This window comes from Thalassospira sp. MCCC 1A03138 (assembly GCF_002115785.1).
GTDB lineage: Bacteria > Pseudomonadota > Alphaproteobacteria > Rhodospirillales > Thalassospiraceae > Thalassospira.
Window position 1 is genome coordinate 43,234 of sequence record NZ_JFJY01000003.1, and the last position, 22,021, is coordinate 65,254.

A 22,021-nucleotide genomic window follows, 5' to 3' on the forward strand; every position below is an offset into this window, starting at 1 on the left:
GGGTACTCCTCCTGGGGGTCAGAGTATTATTGTTTCCCCCGTGCGTACCGACTGATCCGCAGCGAGGGCAATCCGTAAGGAGCCCAATGCATCTTCCATATGCTGCGTAAGGTCAAGGTTTTCCGTTATAGACTTTAGGAAAAATTGCTGTTCACGCAGACACAGGCCGTCATGATCGGGCTCGTCATCTGTGCGGATGATTTCGTCAGATTGTGTAAATTTTCCGGCAGCATCTGTGGCAGCATGGTGAAGCTTTAAGGCATTCGTCTTTGTGTGTGTGTCGATATCGGCTGAACCGGCACCTTTTTCTTCAACATCGGTGATGGAAACACAGCCTTTCGGTCCGATCACATCTTTGACGAAAAAGGCGGTTTCGCTGATCATTGGTCCCCAACCAGCCTCGTACCAACCAACTGATCCGTCATCAAAGCGCACCTGCAACTGACCATAGTTATACATTTCAGGTGCAACTTCATCAGACAGGCGTACGCCGATGGCGCTGACCGATACCGGTTTTGCGCCGGTCATCAGGCACATCATATCCAGATAATGCACGCCGCAATCAACAATCGGGGAAACGCTGTTAAGCAAACGTTTGTGGGTTTCCCAGAAGGCACCGCTGCTTTGCTGGTTCAGGTTCATGCGCATGACGAGCGGCTTGCCTAGTGTCTTTGTAACTTCAACAAACTTCGTCCAGGACGGATGATGGCGCAGGATATAGCCGATCACCAGTTTGCGACCGTGCTTTTTGGCTGCATTGACCACACGTTCGGCATCCGCGGCAGTAGCTGCCAACGGCTTTTCAATAAAGACATGCGCCCCGGCTTCGAATGCGGCGATGGCAAAATCAGCATGGGTTTCGGTATATGTGTTGATCGAAACTGCATCAGGTTTTGTTGCCGCCAGTGCAGTATGAAAATCGGTAAATTGCGGGTAGGCGGCAAAACCATCCGGAAGGTTTTCTGCCGGGATTTCGGAACGGGCACACAGTCCGACAATTTCGTAGCCGTCAAGCGCATGATAGGCCTTGGCGTGGGACAAACCCATATTGCCAAGACCGACGACAAGGATACGAACCGGCTTCATGCTGTGCCTCCTGATAAGTTTTTAATGCTTTGTTATGCTGAGATTATTCTGTGCCCTTGATCCAGCTGCGCGTGACGTTGTAGTCATCATCAAACAGGATCATATCGGCCTGATAGCCCGGTGCGATGCGCCCCATGACGTCATCAAGTTTCAGGAATGCGGCCGGATACAGGGATGCCATGCGAAGCGCTTCGCCAAGATCGATGCCCACCATTTCGACGCAATTCTTAACCGCGGCGATCATGTCGAGGTCCGATCCGGCCAATGTACCATCAGCCAGCGCGCAGCGACCATCGGTGGCAATGATTTCCTCGCCACCCAGAACAAAGCGTTTTTCGTCAGCCCCAACTGTTGGCATGGCATCGGTCACCAGCATGATCTTGCCTTTGGCCTTGGCGTGAATGGCCACTTTCAGAACGGCCGGATGTACGTGATAGCCATCCGCGATCAGTCCGCACCAGGTGCTGTCATCGGCCATCGCCGCACCGGCAACACCGGGTTCACGGTGGGTCATTGGGCTCATGGCATTAAATAAATGCGTGAAGCCGCGCATGCCTTCGGTAATGGCTGCCTGTACATGGTTATAAGTACCGGCAGTGTGACCGGCGCAAACCAGAACGCCATGATCGGCCAGCTTTTTAATAGTGCCTTTGGCGGCCTTTTCAGGAGCCAAGGTCACTAGAATGCGACCATTGGGCAGTCGGGTAAGCAGATCAACCGCGTCATCTTCCATCGGGCGAATGATATTCGCGTCATGCACGCCTTTTCGCTCGGTATTCAGATACGGGCCTTCCAGATGGATGCCCACAATGCCCGGCACTTCTTGATTGATTGCATCGGTGATGGCCGTAATTGCGGCTTCCATTTTGTCGCGATGATCGGTGATTAGGGTAGGCAGCATGGCCGTGGTGCCATATTTACGGTGGGCAGCCATGATCGCGCGAATACCGTCGACATCCGGTTCGTCATTCAGCAACACACCGCCGCCACCATTGACCTGAACATCGATAAGGCCCGGTGCAAGTGTCTGATTTTTTGCATCAATCACGTTGATGTTTTCAGTAATATCGCTGCTTTCGACAATTGCATCGACCTTGCCGTTCCGGACAATGACAGCTTTGCCGTTATGGAAATCTGTACCGTCAAAGACACGTGCATTGGTAATGGCAAAATCGGTCATCAGTGCGTCTCCGTGACTTTGGACAGGTGTGGTGGCGCATCTGGATTGCAACCACGTTCCAGCGCAACATGTTCTGCGAGCGTATAGAATGTCTGGATCATTGCGATGGGGGCCAGAAGCGGGTGGATATCCTCGACCACCGGAAGATGGCCCTTGATATCAGCGTGACCGGTTTCGGCGGCGAAGAGATTATTGGTTTTCGCCCGCATTTCTTCGAGGAAGCCCTCTACACTTTCGCGCGATGCATCCTGTTGGGAGAATACCAGCAACGGGAAATCCTTGGTTACCAGTGCCATCGGGCCATGCTTCACTTCGGCTGCGCTGAAAGCTTCGGCATGCAAGCTACTGGTTTCCTTGAATTTAAGGGCTGCTTCCTGTGCGATAGCAAAGGCCGGACCTCGGCCGATCACATAAAGACCGTTTGATTTGGCAATCGCGTCAGCAGCATCAAGCCAATCCTTGCCAAGTGCCTTTTCCAGTGACGCGGGCAGGGTGGAAAGTGCCTTGTTAAAGGCTGGATCTCGGGTCCATCCCCCAACGATCTGTGCGATGGCAGAAAGGGTTGCGATATAGGATTTAGTGGCGGCAACACTTGTTTCAGGTCCTGCCATCAGCGGAATGACATGGTCAACCGTATTGGCCAACGGGGAATCAACGACATTGACCAATGCCACGGTGCGGGCACCGGCATCACGGGCGGCCTCGGCATTCTTGACCAGATCCGGGCTTTTGCCCGACTGGGAGACGGCAATGAACAGGGCGTCCTTACTGGCGATAGACCGGTTATATATCGAGACGATCGATGGGGCCGCAGATACGACCGGAATGCCAAGCTGGCTTTCAATCAGATATTTTGCGTAAAGCGTTGCATGATCAGAGCTGCCGCGCCCACACGTCACAACGAATTTCGGCGGGTTGGCACACAGGTCCGCGACCAGAGCATCAATTGCAGCCTTGTTGTGATCAAACTGCTTGGCAACGACGGCCGGGGCTTCGGCCAGTTCGCGACCCATCTGGGTTTTTGGTGTCCAGCGCGTGCTCATATCGAGTGTTTCCTCAAACTTTTAGGGCGACGTGCGACGCGATCATTTTCAACGCGCATCAACTTGCATTTCGGCGATGAAGTCGTAACTGTCGCCGCGATAATAGGAACGGGTGAATTCGACCGGTGTGCCGTTGGCAAGGAAGGAACGTCGTTCGATATAAAGGGCGGCACTGCCATCGGGAACGCCAAGGATTTTGGCGGTTTCCCCGTCAAACAATTCAGCCCGTAGACGCTGAAGCGCGCGTTCCGGCTTTTTGCCGTATTTTGCCAGCGCATCATAAAGCGACTTTTCGACTTCATCGGGGCTTGGTAGAAAAGCCCTTGGCACGACCGCATATTCAAGTGCCATTGGTTTTTCATTGGCTGTACGCAGGCGCCGTAGCCGGGTTACTTCGGTACCGGGCGACAGGTTTAACGCCATAGCTTCTTCGGGCGACGCATGACCAAGGGTCTTTTCAATCCAGACTGCCCCCGGGTTCATGCCGCGTGTGATCATGTCCTCGGTGAAGGAGGTCAGGCGTGACAATGCCTGTTCAACACGTGGGGCAACAAAGGTTCCTGCGCCATGACGCTGGACAAGGACGCCTTCCTCGACAAGGGCCCGCATCGAATTGCGAACGGTAACGCGTGAAATGCCAAGTTCATTGGCTAGGTCGCGTTCACTTGGCAGCGCATCGTCTACTTTCAGGATACCATCATCAATAACGGCCTTGATGGCCGTCTGCAGGCGGCGATAAAGCGGGCCATGACCGATATTTTCGATGTCTCGGGCACGCAGGCTTGCAATGACGTCGGCTGTACTGATCATGCGTGCACCTTTTGATGTTTCCTGGCCATCAGGATTGCCCCATGCAGGGCATCGTTTTGCGCCGGAACCAGATCGGACCGGATATCATCGGGCATGCGTTTTGCCATTTGTTCGGCAAGGCCCCCCATCAAACTCAGTCGTTTCGCCCCAAATTCCTGAAGCTTGTGCAGGATGTTGCGATTGGCGGTTACGGCGACATTGATAATGCCGGCAGCAATGGTGTCACCATGGCTGTCGGCATCGAAAACCATCGGGCAAAATGCGCCATAATCCGCTGGTCGGGCCTTCTCGGCAAAGGCGACGATTTCTTCGGGACTGTTATGGAAATGCAACATGATGGTGCGTGTCAGTTCGGATGACGGAGCTAAATCCTCGTGGGCGAGCAGGGCGGTTTCGATGGCTGTTCTCCCAATACGGGCACCGCTTCCGATATCGGAAATTTCAAACCCCCAACCAGCAAGCGCCAGTTCACGACCGGCAACAATCGCTTGGCCACAGGTGCCGGTTCCGACTATCAGAATGGCACCATCTGCGCCATCATGTGCGCCAAGACACGCGGTATAGGCATCGGTCGCAAAACAAACACTGGCAAACGGGTGAGCATAGGATTCGGCAAGTTTGCGTTCGCGCTCTAACGGTAATCCGGCAAGTCCAAGGCCGGCATGCAAATCCGAAAGGCGACGATCCGAAAGCCCGGCTTGTTCGAGTGCCATGGTTGCTGCGGCAATGATTTCGCCAAAGACATGATCGATTCCAAGGCGGGTATTCGCACCACCTCGCACGGCTTCACCAAGTATGGCGCCTGCATCATTTACAATGCGTGCGCGGCAGCGCGTGCCGCCACCATCAATACCAAGGTAAAGCTTTTCTTTTTGTGCGTTTTGCATTCCGACCATCCCTAACTGATGGGATCATAGCAGAGTGGTATCTTAAAAAGCAATACCAATATAAATCCACTAATGTTGTTTCTGGTCCCATTTTGGCATTATGCTGATGAAGTCGATGCCACAGTAATAAATTGAAAATGCCTTTCATCTATTTGAAAATAAGTAAAATATGAGGTGAAGTTATGTAAATTTCGGGGTGTGTGCAGGAAGTGCCTTGCCTTGCTGGTATCATAATGGTATTTAATTGGTGGAGGGAGATTGGAAAATGGCATCACGCACCGAAGAATTTGATATGCGCTTTGCCGGGTTGGATCAGTGGTCCGACGCCGATTTCCTTATGGCTTTGTGGGAAGGCCAGATGCGCGCGGTCGCATCGCTAGGGCCGGTCCTGACGGATCTGGCGACAGCTGCAAACGGGATAGCAGGTCGCCTGGGGGGCGGCGGGCGTCTCGTTTATGTTGGCGCCGGAACTTCCGGCACGGTGGCATGGCAGGATGCCAAGGAACTTGGTGGAACGTTTGGCTGGCCTGAAGACATGACCATCGTCATGCTGGCCGGTGGCTTGCAAAGCGAGCCGGGCGTATTCAATTCCGCCGAAGACGATACCAAAGCCGCCGAAGACGAAATTACCCGACATTGCATAGGTGAAGGTGACGCGGTTATTGCCGTCGCCGCCAGCGGCTCGACGCCTTATACATTGTACGCGGTTGAACTGGCGCGCAAGCGCGGTGCTTATACAGTTGGTCTTTGCAACAACCCCGATGGCAAACTTTTGACCGCGGCAGCGTGCGGTATCTTTCTTGATAGTGCGCCCGAAGTTATTGCCGGTTCAACCCGCATGGGGGCAGGGACTGCGCAGAAGGCCGCCATCAATATCCTTTCATCGCTTGTCATGAACAAGCTTGGGCGTCTTTTCGACAACCTGATGGTCGGCATGCGTGCCGAAAACATCAAGTTACATGGTCGCGCGATCCGCATTACCAGCCATATTGCCGGTTGCGATGCGCAGAAGGCCGAAAGCGCCCTTGAAAAAGCACAGTTTGATATCCGCATCGCGGTCCTGATTGCCAAAGGGCACGAGGCCGCGAAAGCCAAAGAAATTCTTGCGATGTTTAACGGAAATCTCCGGGCAGCGCTTGAGTATAAGGACTGACATCTGCAGAGATAGTAGTCCACCGACATTGATCAGAGGAGGCATAAATGTCGAATAAAGTGTTTGCAAAAGGCTTGGCAGCGGCTCTGGCGGCAAGTGTCGCCCTGGTTCCGTTGATGGCATCTGCTGGCGAACTCGTGATCGAGAGCTGGCGTAACGACGATATCGATATCTGGAATGATCAGATTATTCCGGCCTTTAACAAGGAACATCCGGACATCAAGGTAACTTTCTCGCCGACTCCGCCGACCGATTACAACGCGCTGATCAATGCGAAATTCGCTGGCGGCACGGCTGGCGATCTGATCACGTGCCGTCCGTTCGATGCGTCGCTTGAGCTTTACAAGCAGGGCAATCTTGCACCGCTTGACGATATCGCGGGCATGGACAATTTCTCTGATGTTGCGAAATCTGCATGGCAGACGGATGACGGTTCCGTCACTTTCTGCTTGCCGATGGCATCGGTTATTCATGGCTTCATCTATAACAAGGAAGCCTTTGAGGCAGCCGGTGTAGAAGTGCCGAAGACCCGTGCAGAATTTTATGCTGCCCTTGATAAAATCAAGGAAGAAGGCAGCTATATCCCTATGGCAATGGGGACTGCCGATCAGTGGGAAGCCGCAACCATGGGCTTCCAGAACATTGGTCCGAATTACTGGAAAGGCGAAGAGGGCCGCAAAGCCCTGATCGACGGCAGCCAGAAATTCACCGATAAGCCGTATGTTGACACCTTTACCGAACTGGCAAGCTGGGCAAACTACCTGCCGGACGGCTATGAGGCCATTTCCTATCCGGATGCGCAGAACTTGTTCTCGCTTGGCCGTGCGGCTGTCTATCCGGCCGGTTCCTGGGACATTTCGCTGTTTAACAGCCAGGCCGAATTTGAGTTCGGCGCATTTCCGCCGCCCCCGGCAGAAGGTTCGGACACCTGCTATATCAGCGACCACACCGATATCGCCTTGGGCTTGAATGCCAAATCGCCGAATGCTGCCGAAGCAAAGATCTTTCTCGAATGGATGACCGGTTCGGAATTCGCGTCGCTTTATTCGAACGCGCTGCCGGGCTTCTTCTCGTTGTCGAACCACAAGGTCGAAATCAGCGATCCGGTGGCCAACGAGTTCGTCAGCTGGCGTCAGAAATGCGAGTCAACCATCCGTAACTCGTATCAGATTCTGTCACGAGGCACGCCGAACCTTGAAAACGAGCTGTGGAACATTTCCGCACAGGTTATCAACGGCACTGTTACCCCGGAAGAGGCTGGCAAAGCCGCTGAATCCGGACTTGCGAAGTGGTATGCGCCGCATCAGTAAGACCTGACTACAGATGGCAGGTGACTTCTTGCGCCTGCCATCCTTGTATCTGCAGTAATATGTTGCTGTTCCGCAAATCCGCTGATTGACAAAGTCGGCAGACAGGACTGCAATCAGGCGCTTAGATGAACGCTTTCGACCGGGGGCACGTTCCCCGTACGCTTAATCTCAGAAAGACAGGATAAGGTATGGCGCATTCCGGGCCCATGACCGATTGGCGCAAGGCGAAACTGCCTGTGTTTGCCTTTCTGGCACCTGCGACGATCATCTACACATTGTTCATGATCTATCCGTTGATCGATTCCATTCGGCTTAGCTTCTATACCACGCCAAGCGGCGGGGAGATGGCCTTTGTCGGCTTCGATAACTATCGAACCATTCTGGGTGATCCGGACTGGTCTGCGACCTTCTGGAACAGCTTTTGGAACAACATGAAATTCTTTGCGGTTCACATGCTGGTGCAGAACCCCATCGGGATCGCCCTTGCTGGTATTTTGAGCCTGCCGCAACTAAGGTTCCGTAATACCTATCGCACGATGATGATCATGCCAACCATGCTGTCGGTGGTGATTGTCGGTTTCATCTGGCAACTGATCCTGAGCCCTGTCTGGGGTGTTGGTGTCGATATCCTTGATATTTTCGGCCTGAAATCGCTGTTTGGTCCGTGGCTTGGCAAAGAAGGTTCGGCGCTGATCACGCTTTCCTTTATCTCGGTCTGGCAGTGGGTCGGCATCCCGCTAATGCTGATTTACGCAGCACTTCTGGCGATCCCCGATGATCTTGTTGATGCGGCGATTGTCGATGGCGCGACCCATTTCGAGGTGTTTCTGCATATCAAGCTGCCGCTGGTTCTGCCGACGGTTGCGATGGTGTCGATCCTGACATTTGTGGGTAACTTCAATGCGTTCGACCTGATTTATGCTGTAAAGGGTGCGTTGGCCGGTCCGAATTTCTCGACCGACATCATGGGTACGCTGTTCTATCGCACATTCTTTGGCTACCAGTTGCAGCTTGGCGATCCAAGCCTTGGTGCCACTGTTGCCTCGCTGATGTTTCTGATCATTCTTGCCGGTGTTCTTTTCTATCTGTTCGCCGTGCAGCGCCGTCTGGCGCGCTACCAGCTGTAAGGAGGCGGCAAGATCATGATGACTAAAAATATCCGTCGTGAAGACATGTCGCGTGCCGTGATCGTGCATGCGATCCTGCTGACCTACACGCTGGTGGCGCTGTATCCGATCTTTCTCGTGATCATCAACGCCTTCAAATCCCGCAAGGGGATTTTCAGCGCCCCGATGAGCCTGCCGAACGCTGAAACATTCAGCCTTGAAGGCTTCACCAAGGTTCTGGCGAGATCAAATTTCGAGCTGTTTTTCTTTAACAGCTTCACCGTCACGGTCGTGACCATCGTTATTGTTCTGCTGCTTGCTTCCATGGCGGCCTGGGCGCTTTCGGAATACAAGTTTCCCGGCAATACCTGGCTTGCGCTTTATCTGGCGGTTGGCATCATGGTGCCGATCCGGCTGGGCTCGGTTTCGATCCTGAATCTGATTGTTGAATTGGGCCTGATCAATACGCTGACAGCACTTATCCTTGTCTATGTCGCACAGGGATTGCCGTTGGCGATCTTTATCCTGACCGAATTCATGCACCAGATACCCAAGGATTTGAAAGAAGCCGCCCGTTGCGACGGGGTTGGTGAATTCAAGATTTTCTTTGCGGTTATCCTGCCGCTGATCCGGCCGGCCGTGGCAACGGTCGCCGTGTTTACCATGATCCCGATCTGGAATGATCTTTGGTTCCCGCTGATCCTTGCCCCGGGGGATGGCAAACAGACCATTACGCTTGGTATCCAGCAATTCATCGGTCAGTACGTGACCGACTGGAACGCGGTTCTGGCGTCGTTGAGCCTCGCGATCATTCCGATCCTGATCCTTTATCTGATTTTCTCCCGACAACTCATTCGCGGCCTGACATCTGGCGCGGTGAAATGAGTATTAGTGTGACAGGAGCTTACCTAAATGGCTGATTTGAAACTAGACCAGATCCGCAAAAGCTATGGCGCTGTTGACGTGCTGCATGGCATTGATCTTGATGTTAAGGACGGTGAATTTGTCGTCTTTGTCGGACCGTCGGGCTGCGGCAAATCGACGTTACTGCGTATCATTGCCGGTCTGGAAGATATCACCGGTGGTGATCTGATGATTGATGGGGACATTGTGAATACCAAAAGCCCGCGCGACCGCGGGATCGCAATGGTGTTCCAGTCCTATGCGCTTTATCCGCATATGACCGTCTATAAGAACATGGCGTTCGGCTTGAAGCTGGCCAATCACGACAAAAGCGCGATCGACCAGCGGGTGCGAGAAGCAGCCCGCATTCTGCAGTTGGACAAGCTGCTGGATCGTCGTCCTTCTGAATTGTCGGGCGGGCAGCGTCAGCGTGTCGCAATTGGTCGCGCCATTGTGCGTCAGCCGAAAGTTTTCCTGTTTGATGAACCTCTGTCGAACCTGGATGCGGCGTTGCGTGTTCAAACCCGTATCGAGATCGCCAAGCTGCATCAGGAATTAAAATCAACGATTGTCTACGTCACACATGATCAGGTCGAAGCCATGACGCTTGCCGACAAGATCGTTGTGATGAATGCTGGCAATGTCGAGCAGGTCGGATCTCCGATGCAGCTTTATCATCATCCGCAAACACGCTTTGTTGCTGGTTTTATCGGATCGCCTGCAATGAATTTCACAACGGTTCATATTGATGCCGTCGAACAGGGCAAGGTAACCGTCACCGTGCCGGGAGGCGCCAAGGCTGTTCTGCCGTTTGATGTGCCTGCAGGTGATGTCGGCAAGGATGTCGAACTGGGAGTCCGGCCGGAGCATCTTTCGCCGGGTGAGCTGGGGGATTTGTCGATTTCCGGCGAGGTCGATGTTGTCGAGAAGCTCGGCGACTCTACCTATTTGTATCTCAAGCTGGCGAACGGGGACCGCTTCACAGTTCGCGCCCCTGGCCACAGCCGTATTAAAATCGGCGAGACTGTTAGTGCAGCAGCCGAAGCCGGGGCATCCCATCTGTTTGACGTCGACGGTAAGGCTTATGCCAAGCTGGAATGCCCACCGGAATATAGTGCCGACGAATAGAGTTTAGCTTCCAGATATTTAGATATGAAGGGGCAGCCGGTTTGGCTGCCCCTTTTTTATTTGCAAGCAGATGTGTTTGGGGCCCGAAACTCCGAAAAGTTGTTGCAGAAGTTTAACTTGCAGAAAGTCCGGTTTCACGGCGAGAATTGAAACGAATTGTTCAAAAGAACGCAAAATGATCGATTTTGCTTTCGTTTCAACAGAGTTTCTTGCGATACTGGTGCGGTCCCGGAACGTTAGCAATGTCACAGAATACATTGACGCCGGACAAGGGAAGTGCCGTCACGTCAACAGAGAGGTAAAATAATGTCGAAAAAGCATGGCGCACTGCGCGGTTCTTTGCTGGGGCTTACCGCCCTTGCCGGAATGGCGATGCTTGGTGCAAACGCACAGGCTGAAGAGCTTCGTTTGCTGACCTGGGGTGGATATGCTCCGGATGACGTCGTCGAGATGTTTGAGAAAGAGACCGGAATCGACGTTGAAGTCACGCTTTCGAACAACGAAGACATGATTTCCAAACTGCGTGCTACCGGTGGTGGCGGTTTCGACCTTGCCCAGCCATCCCAGGACCGCATTTCTGGTGCACAGCTCGAATACGGCATTTACAAGCCGATTGATCTTTCCAAGATTGATGCTGCGAAGTTCATTCCTTCGATGCTGGAAGCAACCAAGAAAAACACCACGCTTGATGGCGAGGTTTATGGTGTTCCGCATGTTTGGGGCACCAGCGGCCTGATCGTTGACATGACCAAAGCTGGTGACGTCAAGGATTATACCGATCTTTGCAATGCCGATATTTCAGGCAAGGTTTCCTATCGCTTGAAACGTCCAACCCTGATCGGATTTGCCTTTGCAATGGGTATGGATCCGTTTGCGGCTTATGGCGATGAAGCCAAGTATCAGGAAATTCTTGATGCGGTTGAGAAAAAGCTGGTTGAGTGCAAGCCAAACGTCAAAACCTATTGGGAAGGCGGCGATGCACTGCTTAACCTTGTACGGTCGGGCGAAGTTGTTGCCGCAATGGCATGGGATACCGGCGGCTGGAAGCTTAATAATGACAACGCCGATATCACGTTTGTCGCGCCCGCATCAGGCGCGTTGGGCTGGATCGATACCTTCGTCTTGCCGCGCAAATCCGAGAACGAAGATGCTGCTTACAAGTGGATCAATTTCGTCATGCAGCCGGAGATTGCTGCCAAAATCACCGCAAGTGCCGGTAACTTTACCGCATCCAAAGGTGCGGACGAGTTTGCGGATGACAAGCTGAAGGCGCAGTTCCAGGGAAGCTTCCCAGCCGAAGCCCTTGATAACATTAAATGGTATCCGACGGTTCCGGCTGGTCTGGAAACCCTTGAAGGCAAGACCCTTGACCGTGTGAAAGCTGCTCAGTCAAACTAAGTAGACTGCTCTGATCCTGTTTGGATCGGATGATTTTGTCCCCGGCATTTGTTGCCGGGGACATTGCATTTTTTCATTTCTGCGATAGCCAGATTCAAGCTGGTATCGGTAGTTCATTTCATGCAGGCTCCTATGGCAGATCAATTCGACCTTGAATGTCGTGACGTGGTCAAAAAGTTTGACGCTTTTACCGCAGTAGATTCGGTTTCCCTTACGATTCCCAAAGGGTCCTTCTTTTCTATTCTGGGGCCAAGTGGCTGCGGTAAAACCACGCTGTTGCGCATGCTGGCCGGGTTTCAGACACCGACATCGGGCGACATCCTGATCAAGGGATCATCGGTGCTGGGTGTCCCGCCAAACCGCCGACCGGTGAATATGGTATTTCAGCATCTGGCGCTGTTTCCGATGATGAATGTTTCGGAGAACGTGGCATACGGACTGAAACGCCGTGGTGCTGATCGGGCCACAATCGAGAAAAAGGTCAGTGATACACTGGCACGTGTCGGGTTGCCGGATTCCGGCCCCAAACAGATCAGTCAGCTTTCTGGAGGGCAGAAACAGCGTATCGCAATTGCACGATGCCTTGTGCTGGAACCAGCGGTGCTGCTGCTTGATGAGCCGCTAGGCGCTCTTGATCTCAAGTTGCGTGAGCATATGAAGGTGGAGCTCAAGCAATTGCAGCACGAGATTGGCACGACCTTTGTTTACATCACGCACGACCAATCCGAAGCCTTGGTAATGTCCGATCAGGTGGCCGTCATGAATGCTGGCCGGTTTGAGCAGGTTGGGGCCCCACAGGATCTTTATTACAACCCACATACGGCTTTCGTTGCCGGATTTGTTGGCGAAAGCAATCGCTGGAAGGGGACGGTTGGCATGACGCATGACGATCATATCGTTATCAATCTACCAACCGGTGGGGCCGTTCTGGCATCTCGCAAGACTCATCCAACACTGGCTGAAGGGCAACCTGTTGATGTTTTTGTCCGTCCGGAAGCCATCGCGATTGACGGGCAGGGCGAGACCGATAATGCGATTGCCGCAAAAGTTGACAATGTTCTGTTTAATGGCGCCGCCAGCAGTGTTCAGGTCCGTGATAAGGCAACCGGTCATGAAATGACTGTTGCGTTGCCGCAAACGGGTGCTTTTGCCAATCTGAAATCCGGTGATCTGGTCAATTTGACCTGGGGGGCTGAACAAACCCGATGCTTTGTCGCAGCAGAAAATCAAGAGGCGACAGCATGACAAATCCTGCATCCTCGGGCACTGGCGGGGCTGTTCGCTTTGGCGCGCTATTGCTGGCCATGCCCTTGTTGCTTTGGCTTTTTTTGCTGGTGATCCTGCCGCATGTTGACTTGTTGCTTGTGTCGCTGCGTGAACGGATTTCATATGGCAAGTACGAATTCAGCCTGATCAATTACACTGAATTTTTTGTCGAGCCGCTTTATTGGAACACCTATATTCGAACGGCGGTGATGTCGATTATGGCGACGGCACTTACGCTTTTGATCGGTTTCCCTGTTTCCTATTACATCGCCAAAGTCATGCGGGGCAAAGGCAAGAATGTTTTGTTCCTGCTATGCCTGATCCCGTTCTGGGTATCAGAGCTGGTGAGGACGTTTGGCTGGATGATTTTGCTGCGCGAAAGCGGTGTGATCAGCAATTTCCTGCAATGGGCCGGGATCGCCGATGGGCCGGTTGAGATGCTTTATAATGACGCCACCATCATGGTGGGGCTTGTATACACGTCGATGTTGTTCATGGTCGTGCCTCTTGTGTCAGTACTTGACAGCCTTGACGACAGTTTGATTGAGGCAGGCTATGACCTTGGCGGAAATGCATTCACGGTGACACGCGATATCGTCATTCCGCATGCCATGCCCGGAATCGCGTCAGGCTGCATCGTTGTTTTCATGCTGACACTTGGTAACTATCTGACCCCGAACCTTTTGGGAGGAAAGGATAGCCTTTGGTTTACCGAACAAATCTATACACAGTTCATCACGCGGTTTAACTGGGAATCCGGATCGGCATTCGGGTTCCTGTTGCTGGTTCTGTCATCGATGATTGTTTGGATCGGTCTGAAGCTGAGCCGCCAGACACTCTCAGAAACCGTGAGCTGAGGGAGGAAACCGCCATGATTCCGAGCATTCCGCAGCCGCGCTTTTACAAAGGCCTTTACGCAGGGTATATCGCTCTATTTTTCATCTACCTTAGTGCGCCGTTGATTGTTGTTGGTGTGTTTGCCTTTAATGATAGCCTGTTCCCGTCCATGCCATGGGAGGGAGGCACACTCAAATGGTTTTTTGGCAGCGACGGTCCGTATATCGGAATATTCAATGACGGCAAGTTACTGGAAAGCGTTGGGGTTTCAGCCTTTGTCGCATTTTGGGTGACCTTGCTGTCGGTTACTGTCGGAACCTGCAATGCGTTCCTGTTTGAACGTGCGCAGTTTCCGGGCAAAAATCTGCTTTATGTGGTGGCGTTGTCGCCCTTGGTTATTCCCGGGGTCATATTGGGCATATCGATTCTGGTCTTTTCCAATGCCATTGCAAACGGAATTGAAGAAGCGATTGGATGGGATATTGATTTTCTGCGACCGGGGCTGTTTCTGGTGATTATCGGACAATTTGCCTTTATCACTACGATAACGACGCTGGTGATTTCTGCGCGTCTTCGCAAATTTGACATCAGCCTGGAAGAAGCCGCACTTAATCTTGGTGCAACACGACAGGCAGCTCTTTGGACGGTTACCATCCCATTCCTGAAACCGGCGTTGATCGGGGCGGGCATCGTTGCATTCCTGATGTCGTTTGAAAATTTCAACACAACACTGATGCTAGTCGGATCTGATGCGCCGTTGACCATTGCCATGTTTGACCGCCTCAAACAGGGATCAACACCGGTTCTGAACGCGCTGTCCCTGCTGCTTATGGTGGTTTCCGGCGGCTTGGCATTGCTTTCCGTTTTTGTTCAGCGTGACAGGAATTCCACCTGAGATTATAGCGTCAAGATGCAGCGATCCATGTTCGCAAATGAACATTGAGCGGGTATCCTTTGGGTGCCCGTTTTGCATATGCAAATGGAGTTGTTGCAATGCATTGTTGCAAGTGCATGATTTTGTAATATTTGTGAAAGTGCCGAAAATCTGGGGAAATGTTAAGTGTGCGCATGTGAAAGACATTAATGCCATTCATCAGGATTGAAAGCCTTTGCAAACTGTTCGATTTATGAGATGTTCATATGAACATTTGAAGGGGTCGAATACACACTAAAAATCAAAAACTGACAGTTTTTAAGGTCATTTCGCGCATCAAAAGTAAATTTCCGAAAACTGTCACTTGAGGAAACGTCCCCCTCGAATGAAAACGAATGCGTTGTGTCGACCGATCAACAGGCGGTTGGCACGAACGAGTTTTTATTTGGGAGATAGAAGATCATGTTTCGCAAAACCCTGATGGCAGCAGCAGCTGTGTTCGCACTGGGCGGCACGGCGAATGCCGCGACCGAGATCACCTGGTGGCATGCCATGGATGGCGCACTGGGTGATGTCGTCAATCAGATCACTGCCGACTTCAATGCCAGCCAAGACGAATACCATTTGGTTGCCGTTAACAAAGGTGGTTACGAAGACACGATGACGGCCGGTATTGCTGCTTTCCGCGCGAAAAACCAGCCGAACATCATCCAGATCTTTGATGCCGGTGCTGCAACCATCATTAACGCCAAAGGCGCTGTTAAACCGGTTCAGGACCTTATGGAGTCAAATGGTGTCAAGTTTGACATCAATGATTACATCCCGGGGGTTCGCTACTTCTATGCCGATTCCGACGGCAAGATGATTGGCATGCCGTTTAACAGCTCGACCCCGTTGCTTTATTTCAACAAAGATGCGCTGGCCAAAGCCGGTGTTGACGTGCCGAAAACCTGGCAGGAATTCGAAGAAATCGCACCGAAGCTGAAAGAAGCCGGTTTCGAAGGCCTTGCCGAGTCACACAGCCCGTGGATCTTCTTTGAAAACTTCATGTCGCGTCACAACCTTCAGATGGCAACCGCCAACAATGGTTATGACAGTACGGATGTCGAACTTCTATACAACAATGACGCGCTGAAAGATCACTGGAAGCACGTCAAAGAATGGAAAGATGCCGGTTATTTCGGGTACTATGGCCGCGCATGGGGTGCCAACCAGGACGCCTTCCTGCAGCAGAAAGCCGCAATGTGGCTCGGTTCTTCCGGCTCGTTCGGTGGTCTGAAAAAATCCGCACAGTTTGAATTTGGCACTTCGACCCTTCCGTATTGGGAAGGCGTTGGTGACGCGCCGAAATCGACCTTCATCGGTGGTGCTTCGCTGTTCGCATTCTCTGGCCACAGTGCAGAAGAAGATGCTGGAGTTGCCAAATTCTTCGAGTTCCTGACCAAACCGGAAACCCAGTTCTACTGGCACAAAGAAACCGGCTATGTTCCGATCACCACCGCGGCCTACGAACTTGCCAAGAAAGAAGGCTATTATAACGAAAGCCCTGACGCCGAAGTCGGCATTCAGCAGCTTTCCGAAGAGGGTGGCGAATGGACCAAAGGTTATCGCCTTGGTTTCTACGTTCAGATCCGTGAAGTCATCTATCGTGAAGTCGACAAGATGATGAATGGTGAAGCAACCATCGATCAAGCTTTTGCTACGATCGAGGAAGAAGGCAATGCGCTTCTGAAACGCTTCCACGATACTTATTCGAACTAAGCATTGTCTCGCTGACAGGGCGGCTTTTACCGGCCGCCCTGTTTTTCGATTCCTGGACCGGTCTTGGGGTTGCGTCAGCAATGAAACGCGTACAATTCGGGCACAGCCCGGTGCCATACTTTTTTGTGGCACCACAAATTCTGATTATTGCGATATTTTTCCTGTGGCCTGCCGCACAGGCAGTTTACCAGTCTTTCCTGCTTGAGGATGCCTTTGGCATGTCCTCGCAATTTGTTTGGTTCCGAAATTTTGAGGATGTGCTTTCGAGCAGCAGCTGGCTGAAGTCAGCTATTTTCACAGCTGTCTTTTCCTTCCTTGTGGCATTCATTTCCATCGCGATTTCGCTGTTTCTTGCCGTTCGGGCCGATGAAGTGATCCGTGGAGCCAAATCATATAAAACGCTTTTGATGTGGGGATATGCCGTTGCGCCGCCTGTGGCTGGCTTGCTAGGCAATATGTTGTTCAACCCGTTGATGGGCGACCTATACAAGCTGTTCAACAGCTTCGGGTTTGAGTTCAATCACATCCAGAATGCCAATGATGCGGCATTTGTCGTGACACTGATTGCCGTGTGGAAACAGGTCAGTGTGAATTTCATTTTCTTCCTGTCAGGTTTGCAGGGAATTCCGAAATCGGTAACTGAAGCCGCCACGTTGGATTGCAAAAGTGCAGAACGTCGTTTCTGGACGATTACCTTCCCGCTGCTGGCACCAACCACATTCTTCCTGATGGTGATCAACCTGACCTATGCGTTCTTTGAAACGTTCGGGATCATCGATGTTTCGACCAAGGGATCACCGGGCGGTGCGACGGCAACCCTTGTTTACAAGGTTTATGTCGACGGATTCCTTGGGGCTGATATGGGCGGTAGTTCGGCGCAATCCGTGCTGCTAATGATCATGGTCAGCGTGCTGACTGTATTCCAATTCCGATTTATCGAACGCAAAGTGCATTATTAGGGGGACGCGTCATGTATCAGTCAAAATGGCGTTCTATTGCCAATCATGTGATCCTTATTCTTGGATCGCTCTTTATGATCCTGCCGGTATGGATTGCGTTCGTTTCATCGACCCATACGCGTGAATTTCTGTTCCAGAACGGCTTGCAGTTCTGGTTTGGCGGACATTTCCTTGAAAATTACGGCGCGATCCTGTTTGACACGGCGGCAACAAAAGGCCGTGTTACGGCGCTTGAAATGCTTTTTAATAGCATGGTTCTCGGACTTGGCTTTGCGATTGGCAAAGTCATCATTTCAATGATGGCGGCATATGCGATCGTCTATTTTCGCTTCCGGCTTGCGGTGCCGATATTCTGGGTCATTTTCTCGACCCTTTTACTGCCCCTTGAAGTGCGAATTGTGCCATCCTACGAGGTGGTATCAAGCCTTGGGCTGCTCAATACCTATACCGGGTTGATCCTACCGCTGATTGCGTCGGCAACGGGTACGTTTTTCTTCCGTCAGTTTTTCCGATCTGTTCCGGATGAGCTTTTGGAAGCCGCGCGTCTGGATGGGGCAGGGCCGCTTCGTTTCTTCATCGATATTCTGGTGCCGCTTTCGGTCACCATGATTGCCGCGATCTTTATCATCATGTTTGTGGTTGGCTGGAACCAGTATCTGTGGCCGTTGCTGATGACTACTGATGATCAGCTTTACACCATCGTGATCGGGATCAAGCAAGTTTATAATTCGCTTTATGAAGGCGGCCAGATTCCGCAGTTCCCCAAGGCATTTGCACTGACAATCATGGCAACCATCCCGCCGGTACTGGTGGTGGTGATTTTCCAGCGAATGTTCGTAAAAGGTCTGGTCGAAACCGAAAAATAAACTCGATCAACCATTTGATATCAGTGATTTAAAGATACACAGATCCGCATACAGGATACGAAAATGGCAACTGTTACCCTTAATCGGGCTGAAAAAACCTATGACAACGGCTTCAAGGCTTTGCATGGTATCGATCTTCATATTGGTGACGGGGAATTCACCGTTCTGGTCGGCCCGTCAGGCTGTGGCAAATCAACACTTCTGCGAATGATCGCGGGCCTTGAAAGCATTACAAATGGCGAGATCAAAATCGATGACCGGGTTGTCAACAATGTTGCGCCGGCTGATCGTGACATCGCGATGGTGTTTCAGAACTATGCGCTTTATCCGCATATGACCAACTATGCCAATATGGCGTATGGTCTTAAAAATCGCGGATACAGCAAGGTGGAAATCGACACCCGCGTTCGAGATGCCGCCAAGATTCTTCAGCTTGACGATTATCTGGAACGCAAACCGCAGCAGCTTTCGGGCGGGCAGCGCCAGCGTGTGGCAATGGGGCGTGCAATTGTACGCGAACCAAAGGTTTTTCTGTTTGATGAGCCGCTGTCGAACCTTGATGCAAAGCTTCGTGTCGATATGAGGCTTGAGATCAAGAACCTTCAGCAACGTCTTGGAATTACGTCGGTTTATGTGACGCATGATCAGGTCGAAGCCATGACACTGGCAGATCGCCTGATTGTCATGAATGCCGGCGTTGCCGAACAAATTGGTACGCCGATTGAAATATATGAAAAACCGGCCAGCCTCTTTGTCGCGAGCTTCATCGGATCGCCGTCAATGAACTTCCTGAACGGGACGGTTTCGGATGACAAAAGCCACGTCGTTATCGGCGATGGCAGCAAGATCAATCTTGATCATCAGATCGAGTCCGGCCGAGAACTGGTGGTCGGAGTCCGTCCAGAACACTTTACCCTGACTGTCGATGGCAGTGGTGCATTGAAGGCCAGGGTTCGAATGATTGAATCGCTTGGTGCAGAAACGCTGGTCTATCTTGAATTCGGTGAAAAAAATGAAAGTGTAACGTTGCGCATGCAGGGCACGCATCAGTTTGCCAAAGGACAGGAACTGGCACTTGCGACCACAACTGATCTGGTGCATCTGTTTGACAGGGACAGTGGCAAGCGTCTCTGATCTTGATTTGATCTCTGGTCCGTCGCAAGACGGTCTGCAGCGGCGGCCCCGGAGCGTCTATCGTGCCGGGGCTGTTTTTTATGACGGAAGGAATGCGTAACCGGGTTAATTTTGTCCTTGTTTCGATACAGCCAAGCAGGTAGTTCCTTGGCCATACAATGCAGGAGCATCATGTGAACGCCGAACAGAAACAGGTTCTTTATCAGGAAGCTGAAAAAGAACTGGTCAGCATCACCGAGGGTGAAACCAATGTCACCGCGTTGATGGCGACAATCAGCTGTATTCTTGCGCAAAAGTTCGACTATTATTTCTGGACTGGCTTCTATATCGTTGATCCAGCGAAAGAAAATGAGCTGGTCGTCGGGCCTTATCAGGGGACTTTGGGGTGCCTGCGCATTCCGTTTGGTCGCGGTGTTTGCGGCACAGCTGCTGCGACGCTTAAAACCCAGGTTGTTAAAGATGTTCACGCTTTTTCGGGGCATATCGCCTGTGACAGCCGATCGAACTCCGAGATTGTCGTGCCGGTGCTGAATGCGCAAGGACAGTTGATTGCGGTGCTCGACGTCGATAGTGTCGAGACTGGTTCGTTCGACGAGACTGATCGCATCGCACTTGAAACTTTAATGCAGCGCATTTTTGCGCAATGATAACTCACCAGTTTCGTTCATACGAAACGGCGGACAACACAAACTTTGGAAGATAACCCATGGCTGGCAGTGTCAATAAAGTCATTCTCGTCGGGAACCTCGGCCGCGATCCTGAAATTCGTTTCACCCAGGCTGGCAAAAAGATTGCCAATTTCAGCATTGCGACCTCGGAACAGTGGCGAGACCGCCAGTCGGGCGAGCGTCGCGAGCGCACCGAATGGCATCGCATCGTCGTTTTCAACGAAGGTTTGGCCGATGTGGTCGAACGCTTTGTGAAAAAAGGCAGCAAGCTTTATATCGAAGGCCAGCTTCGCACCCGCAAATGGCAGGGGCAGGACGGCAAGGACAATTACACCACTGAAATCGTGCTTGAAGGCTTCAACTCGAACCTGACCATGCTCGACAACCGCGGCGAAGGCGGCGGCATGGGTGGTGGTGGCGCAAGCTCTGGCGGCAGCTATGGATCGGACAATGGTGGCGGTTATGGCGGCGGATCGGATGCCGGTTGGGGCAATGGTAGCTCGTCAGGCGGCGGTTCTGCACCTGCCGGAGCACCGGACCTTGATGACGAAATTCCGTTCTAAGACGCGATTGGTTGCAAGACTTGTTGATGCCCTCGGGAACCTGCTTTTCCGGGGGCATTTTTGTTCATGCCAGAAGAGTGCATTTGAAATAAGCCTCCCAGCCTATCTTCCGGTTCCCAGCCTCGCATCTGTGAAAAGTAGCATTCCCATGACATCGAATGGCAAGTTGACCCTTGATTTCATAAAACAGCAGGCAGAAGAAGAACAGCTAATGCCGACGAACTTCAAGCAGGTGAAGCTGACAAAGAAGTTTCTGTTGCCGCACGCCCGGGAATTGCAAGACGACATGCTACGTCTGAGATTGCAGTTTGATCGTGAGTTTGATCAGGCCGAGCACCCGAAAAAAGGCGAATATCCCAAGGGATACTGCTATGAAATCACCAAAGGCGTCAAAGAGCTTTTGGAGCATGAGTTGCAGGCACCAAAGACCTTGGGGATTGGCGCGTTACGAGACTTTTGTCTGAATGGTGGAATAGCCAAACGTGTTTGGGGCAATCTTCGACACGAATATTTTCAGAATGCTTTCCAGTTCGGCGATCTTTATGTCGATGTTTCCAATGACACAGTGACGATCACCAAGCCAAAGGTGGAAATCCTTCCGCTGGCCAAAGCCCGCTTCTATTCGATCTCGGACTATGACGCCTATGCCGGGCTCGCTGAGAAATACTGGAAGGGTAATATCTATCCAAACCGGCTTTTGCCTGAATTGGCCGTTATGTTTCCGATCTTCTTTGTTTCGGCGGACGGGAAGCTCGAAGCGCACGCGAATTACCAGACGATCCTGTATCGCAACATGCAACTCGATTTTGCGTTAGCGGAGAGGTTCCTGACCAAGGGCAGGTTTCAAGATCGGGTGTTGCCTGAAAACCATGCCAAACGCCTGATATCCGAGTTTGGCGGTCTTGAAATGCCGGTATCAAATGATGACCTTAAAAGACACTTCGCCACCGCCCGGCAAAGCGAATTACGTCTGGATGCTGTTCGTTGTCAATTGCTGCTTGATCAGGCGCGAGCAATTTGAAATTGTCGTAACTTCAAACATATAATGTGTTCGTTTGAACATTTGCGCGGTATTCAAATCCGGGAATA

General features: G+C 51.9%; 21 protein-coding genes. 16 read left to right on the top strand and 5 right to left on the bottom strand.

All coding sequences use genetic code 11. From position 1 onward, the window contains the following. Positions 1–18 precede the first annotated feature (18 nt). The 5 genes from TH468_RS07985 to TH468_RS08005 are packed head-to-tail and all read right to left on the bottom strand — an operon-like array spanning position 19 to position 5,006. Entirely contained in the window at positions 19–1,086 is a 1,068-nt protein-coding gene (locus tag TH468_RS07985) for a Gfo/Idh/MocA family protein (RefSeq protein ID WP_085643118.1), read from the bottom strand. A 43-nt stretch (positions 1,087–1,129) separates the two neighbouring features. Next, the gene (gene nagA, locus TH468_RS07990) at positions 1,130–2,266 is read right to left on the bottom strand and encodes an N-acetylglucosamine-6-phosphate deacetylase (RefSeq protein ID WP_085643120.1); all 1,137 of its coding nucleotides are present in this window, start codon (positions 2,264–2,266) and stop codon (positions 1,130–1,132) included. Then, positions 2,266–3,309, bottom strand: coding sequence for an SIS domain-containing protein (locus tag TH468_RS07995; RefSeq protein WP_085643122.1), 1,044 nt, complete (start codon positions 3,307–3,309; stop codon positions 2,266–2,268). The genes nagA and TH468_RS07995 overlap by 1 nt, the downstream gene beginning before the upstream one ends. A 48-nt stretch (positions 3,310–3,357) precedes the next feature. Further along, positions 3,358–4,119 carry a GntR family transcriptional regulator gene (locus TH468_RS08000; RefSeq protein ID WP_062948914.1) on the bottom strand — a complete coding sequence of 254 codons (762 nt, stop codon included), beginning with the start codon at positions 4,117–4,119 and terminating at the stop codon, positions 3,358–3,360. After that, positions 4,116–5,006 carry a BadF/BadG/BcrA/BcrD ATPase family protein gene (locus tag TH468_RS08005; protein WP_085643625.1) on the bottom strand — a complete coding sequence of 297 codons (891 nt, stop codon included), beginning with the start codon at positions 5,004–5,006 and terminating at the stop codon, positions 4,116–4,118. Before TH468_RS08005 ends, TH468_RS08000 begins: the two co-directional genes overlap by 4 nt. A 265-nt stretch (positions 5,007–5,271) precedes the next feature. On the opposite strand from TH468_RS08005, the gene TH468_RS08010 reads away from it, so the two are divergent. The 16 genes from TH468_RS08010 to TH468_RS08085 all read left to right on the top strand — a co-directional run bounded on the left by TH468_RS08010 (position 5,272) and on the right by TH468_RS08085 (position 21,953). After that, on the top strand, positions 5,272–6,159 hold the full coding sequence (locus TH468_RS08010) for an N-acetylmuramic acid 6-phosphate etherase (protein ID WP_085643124.1): 888 nt from the start codon (positions 5,272–5,274) through the stop codon (positions 6,157–6,159). Between the two features lie 47 nt (positions 6,160–6,206). Further along, complete coding sequence (locus TH468_RS08015; RefSeq protein WP_085643126.1) at positions 6,207–7,469, top strand: ABC transporter substrate-binding protein; 1,263 nt, start codon at positions 6,207–6,209, stop codon at positions 7,467–7,469. Positions 7,470–7,657: 188 nt separating this feature from the next. After that, the gene (locus TH468_RS08020) at positions 7,658–8,596 is read left to right on the top strand and encodes a carbohydrate ABC transporter permease (protein WP_114122000.1); all 939 of its coding nucleotides are present in this window, start codon (positions 7,658–7,660) and stop codon (positions 8,594–8,596) included. A 15-nt stretch (positions 8,597–8,611) separates the two neighbouring features. Next, positions 8,612–9,460, top strand: a complete 849-nt coding sequence (locus TH468_RS08025) for a carbohydrate ABC transporter permease (protein ID WP_062959935.1) — start codon at positions 8,612–8,614, stop codon at positions 9,458–9,460. Between the two features lie 27 nt (positions 9,461–9,487). Further along, positions 9,488–10,606, top strand: coding sequence for an ABC transporter ATP-binding protein (locus TH468_RS08030; protein ID WP_085643128.1), 1,119 nt, complete (start codon positions 9,488–9,490; stop codon positions 10,604–10,606). 306 nt (positions 10,607–10,912) lie between these two features. Beyond that, positions 10,913–12,004: an extracellular solute-binding protein gene (locus tag TH468_RS08035; protein WP_139834670.1), complete on the top strand. Its 1,092-nt coding sequence runs from the start codon at positions 10,913–10,915 to the stop codon at positions 12,002–12,004. Between the two features lie 132 nt (positions 12,005–12,136). Next, positions 12,137–13,249 (top strand): ABC transporter ATP-binding protein, encoded by a 1,113-nt coding sequence (locus tag TH468_RS08040; RefSeq protein ID WP_168177103.1) that lies wholly within the window; start codon positions 12,137–12,139, stop codon positions 13,247–13,249. Beyond that, positions 13,246–14,127, top strand: coding sequence for an ABC transporter permease (locus TH468_RS08045; protein WP_085643132.1), 882 nt, complete (start codon positions 13,246–13,248; stop codon positions 14,125–14,127). The genes TH468_RS08040 and TH468_RS08045 overlap by 4 nt, the downstream gene beginning before the upstream one ends. Positions 14,128–14,141: 14 nt before the next feature. Next, positions 14,142–15,002, top strand: coding sequence for an ABC transporter permease (locus tag TH468_RS08050; RefSeq protein WP_085643134.1), 861 nt, complete (start codon positions 14,142–14,144; stop codon positions 15,000–15,002). Between the two features lie 441 nt (positions 15,003–15,443). Then, positions 15,444–16,742: a sn-glycerol-3-phosphate ABC transporter substrate-binding protein UgpB gene (gene ugpB / locus TH468_RS08055; RefSeq protein ID WP_085643136.1), complete on the top strand. Its 1,299-nt coding sequence runs from the start codon at positions 15,444–15,446 to the stop codon at positions 16,740–16,742. An 80-nt stretch (positions 16,743–16,822) separates the two neighbouring features. Next, positions 16,823–17,701: an ABC transporter permease subunit gene (locus TH468_RS08060; RefSeq protein WP_007089597.1), complete on the top strand. Its 879-nt coding sequence runs from the start codon at positions 16,823–16,825 to the stop codon at positions 17,699–17,701. 11 nt (positions 17,702–17,712) lie between these two features. Next, positions 17,713–18,567 carry a sn-glycerol-3-phosphate ABC transporter permease UgpE gene (gene ugpE / locus TH468_RS08065; RefSeq protein ID WP_085643138.1) on the top strand — a complete coding sequence of 285 codons (855 nt, stop codon included), beginning with the start codon at positions 17,713–17,715 and terminating at the stop codon, positions 18,565–18,567. 63 nt (positions 18,568–18,630) lie between these two features. Next, positions 18,631–19,701 (top strand): sn-glycerol-3-phosphate import ATP-binding protein UgpC, encoded by a 1,071-nt coding sequence (locus tag TH468_RS08070; RefSeq protein ID WP_085643140.1) that lies wholly within the window; start codon positions 18,631–18,633, stop codon positions 19,699–19,701. 173 nt (positions 19,702–19,874) lie between these two features. Next, positions 19,875–20,348: a GAF domain-containing protein gene (locus tag TH468_RS08075; protein WP_139834671.1), complete on the top strand. Its 474-nt coding sequence runs from the start codon at positions 19,875–19,877 to the stop codon at positions 20,346–20,348. Between the two features lie 59 nt (positions 20,349–20,407). After that, positions 20,408–20,932 (top strand): single-stranded DNA-binding protein, encoded by a 525-nt coding sequence (gene ssb, locus TH468_RS08080; protein WP_007089593.1) that lies wholly within the window; start codon positions 20,408–20,410, stop codon positions 20,930–20,932. Continuing rightward, the gene (locus TH468_RS08085) at positions 20,820–21,953 is read left to right on the top strand and encodes a hypothetical protein (RefSeq protein ID WP_139834672.1); all 1,134 of its coding nucleotides are present in this window, start codon (positions 20,820–20,822) and stop codon (positions 21,951–21,953) included. The genes ssb and TH468_RS08085 overlap by 113 nt, the downstream gene beginning before the upstream one ends. Positions 21,954–22,021 lie beyond the last annotated feature (68 nt).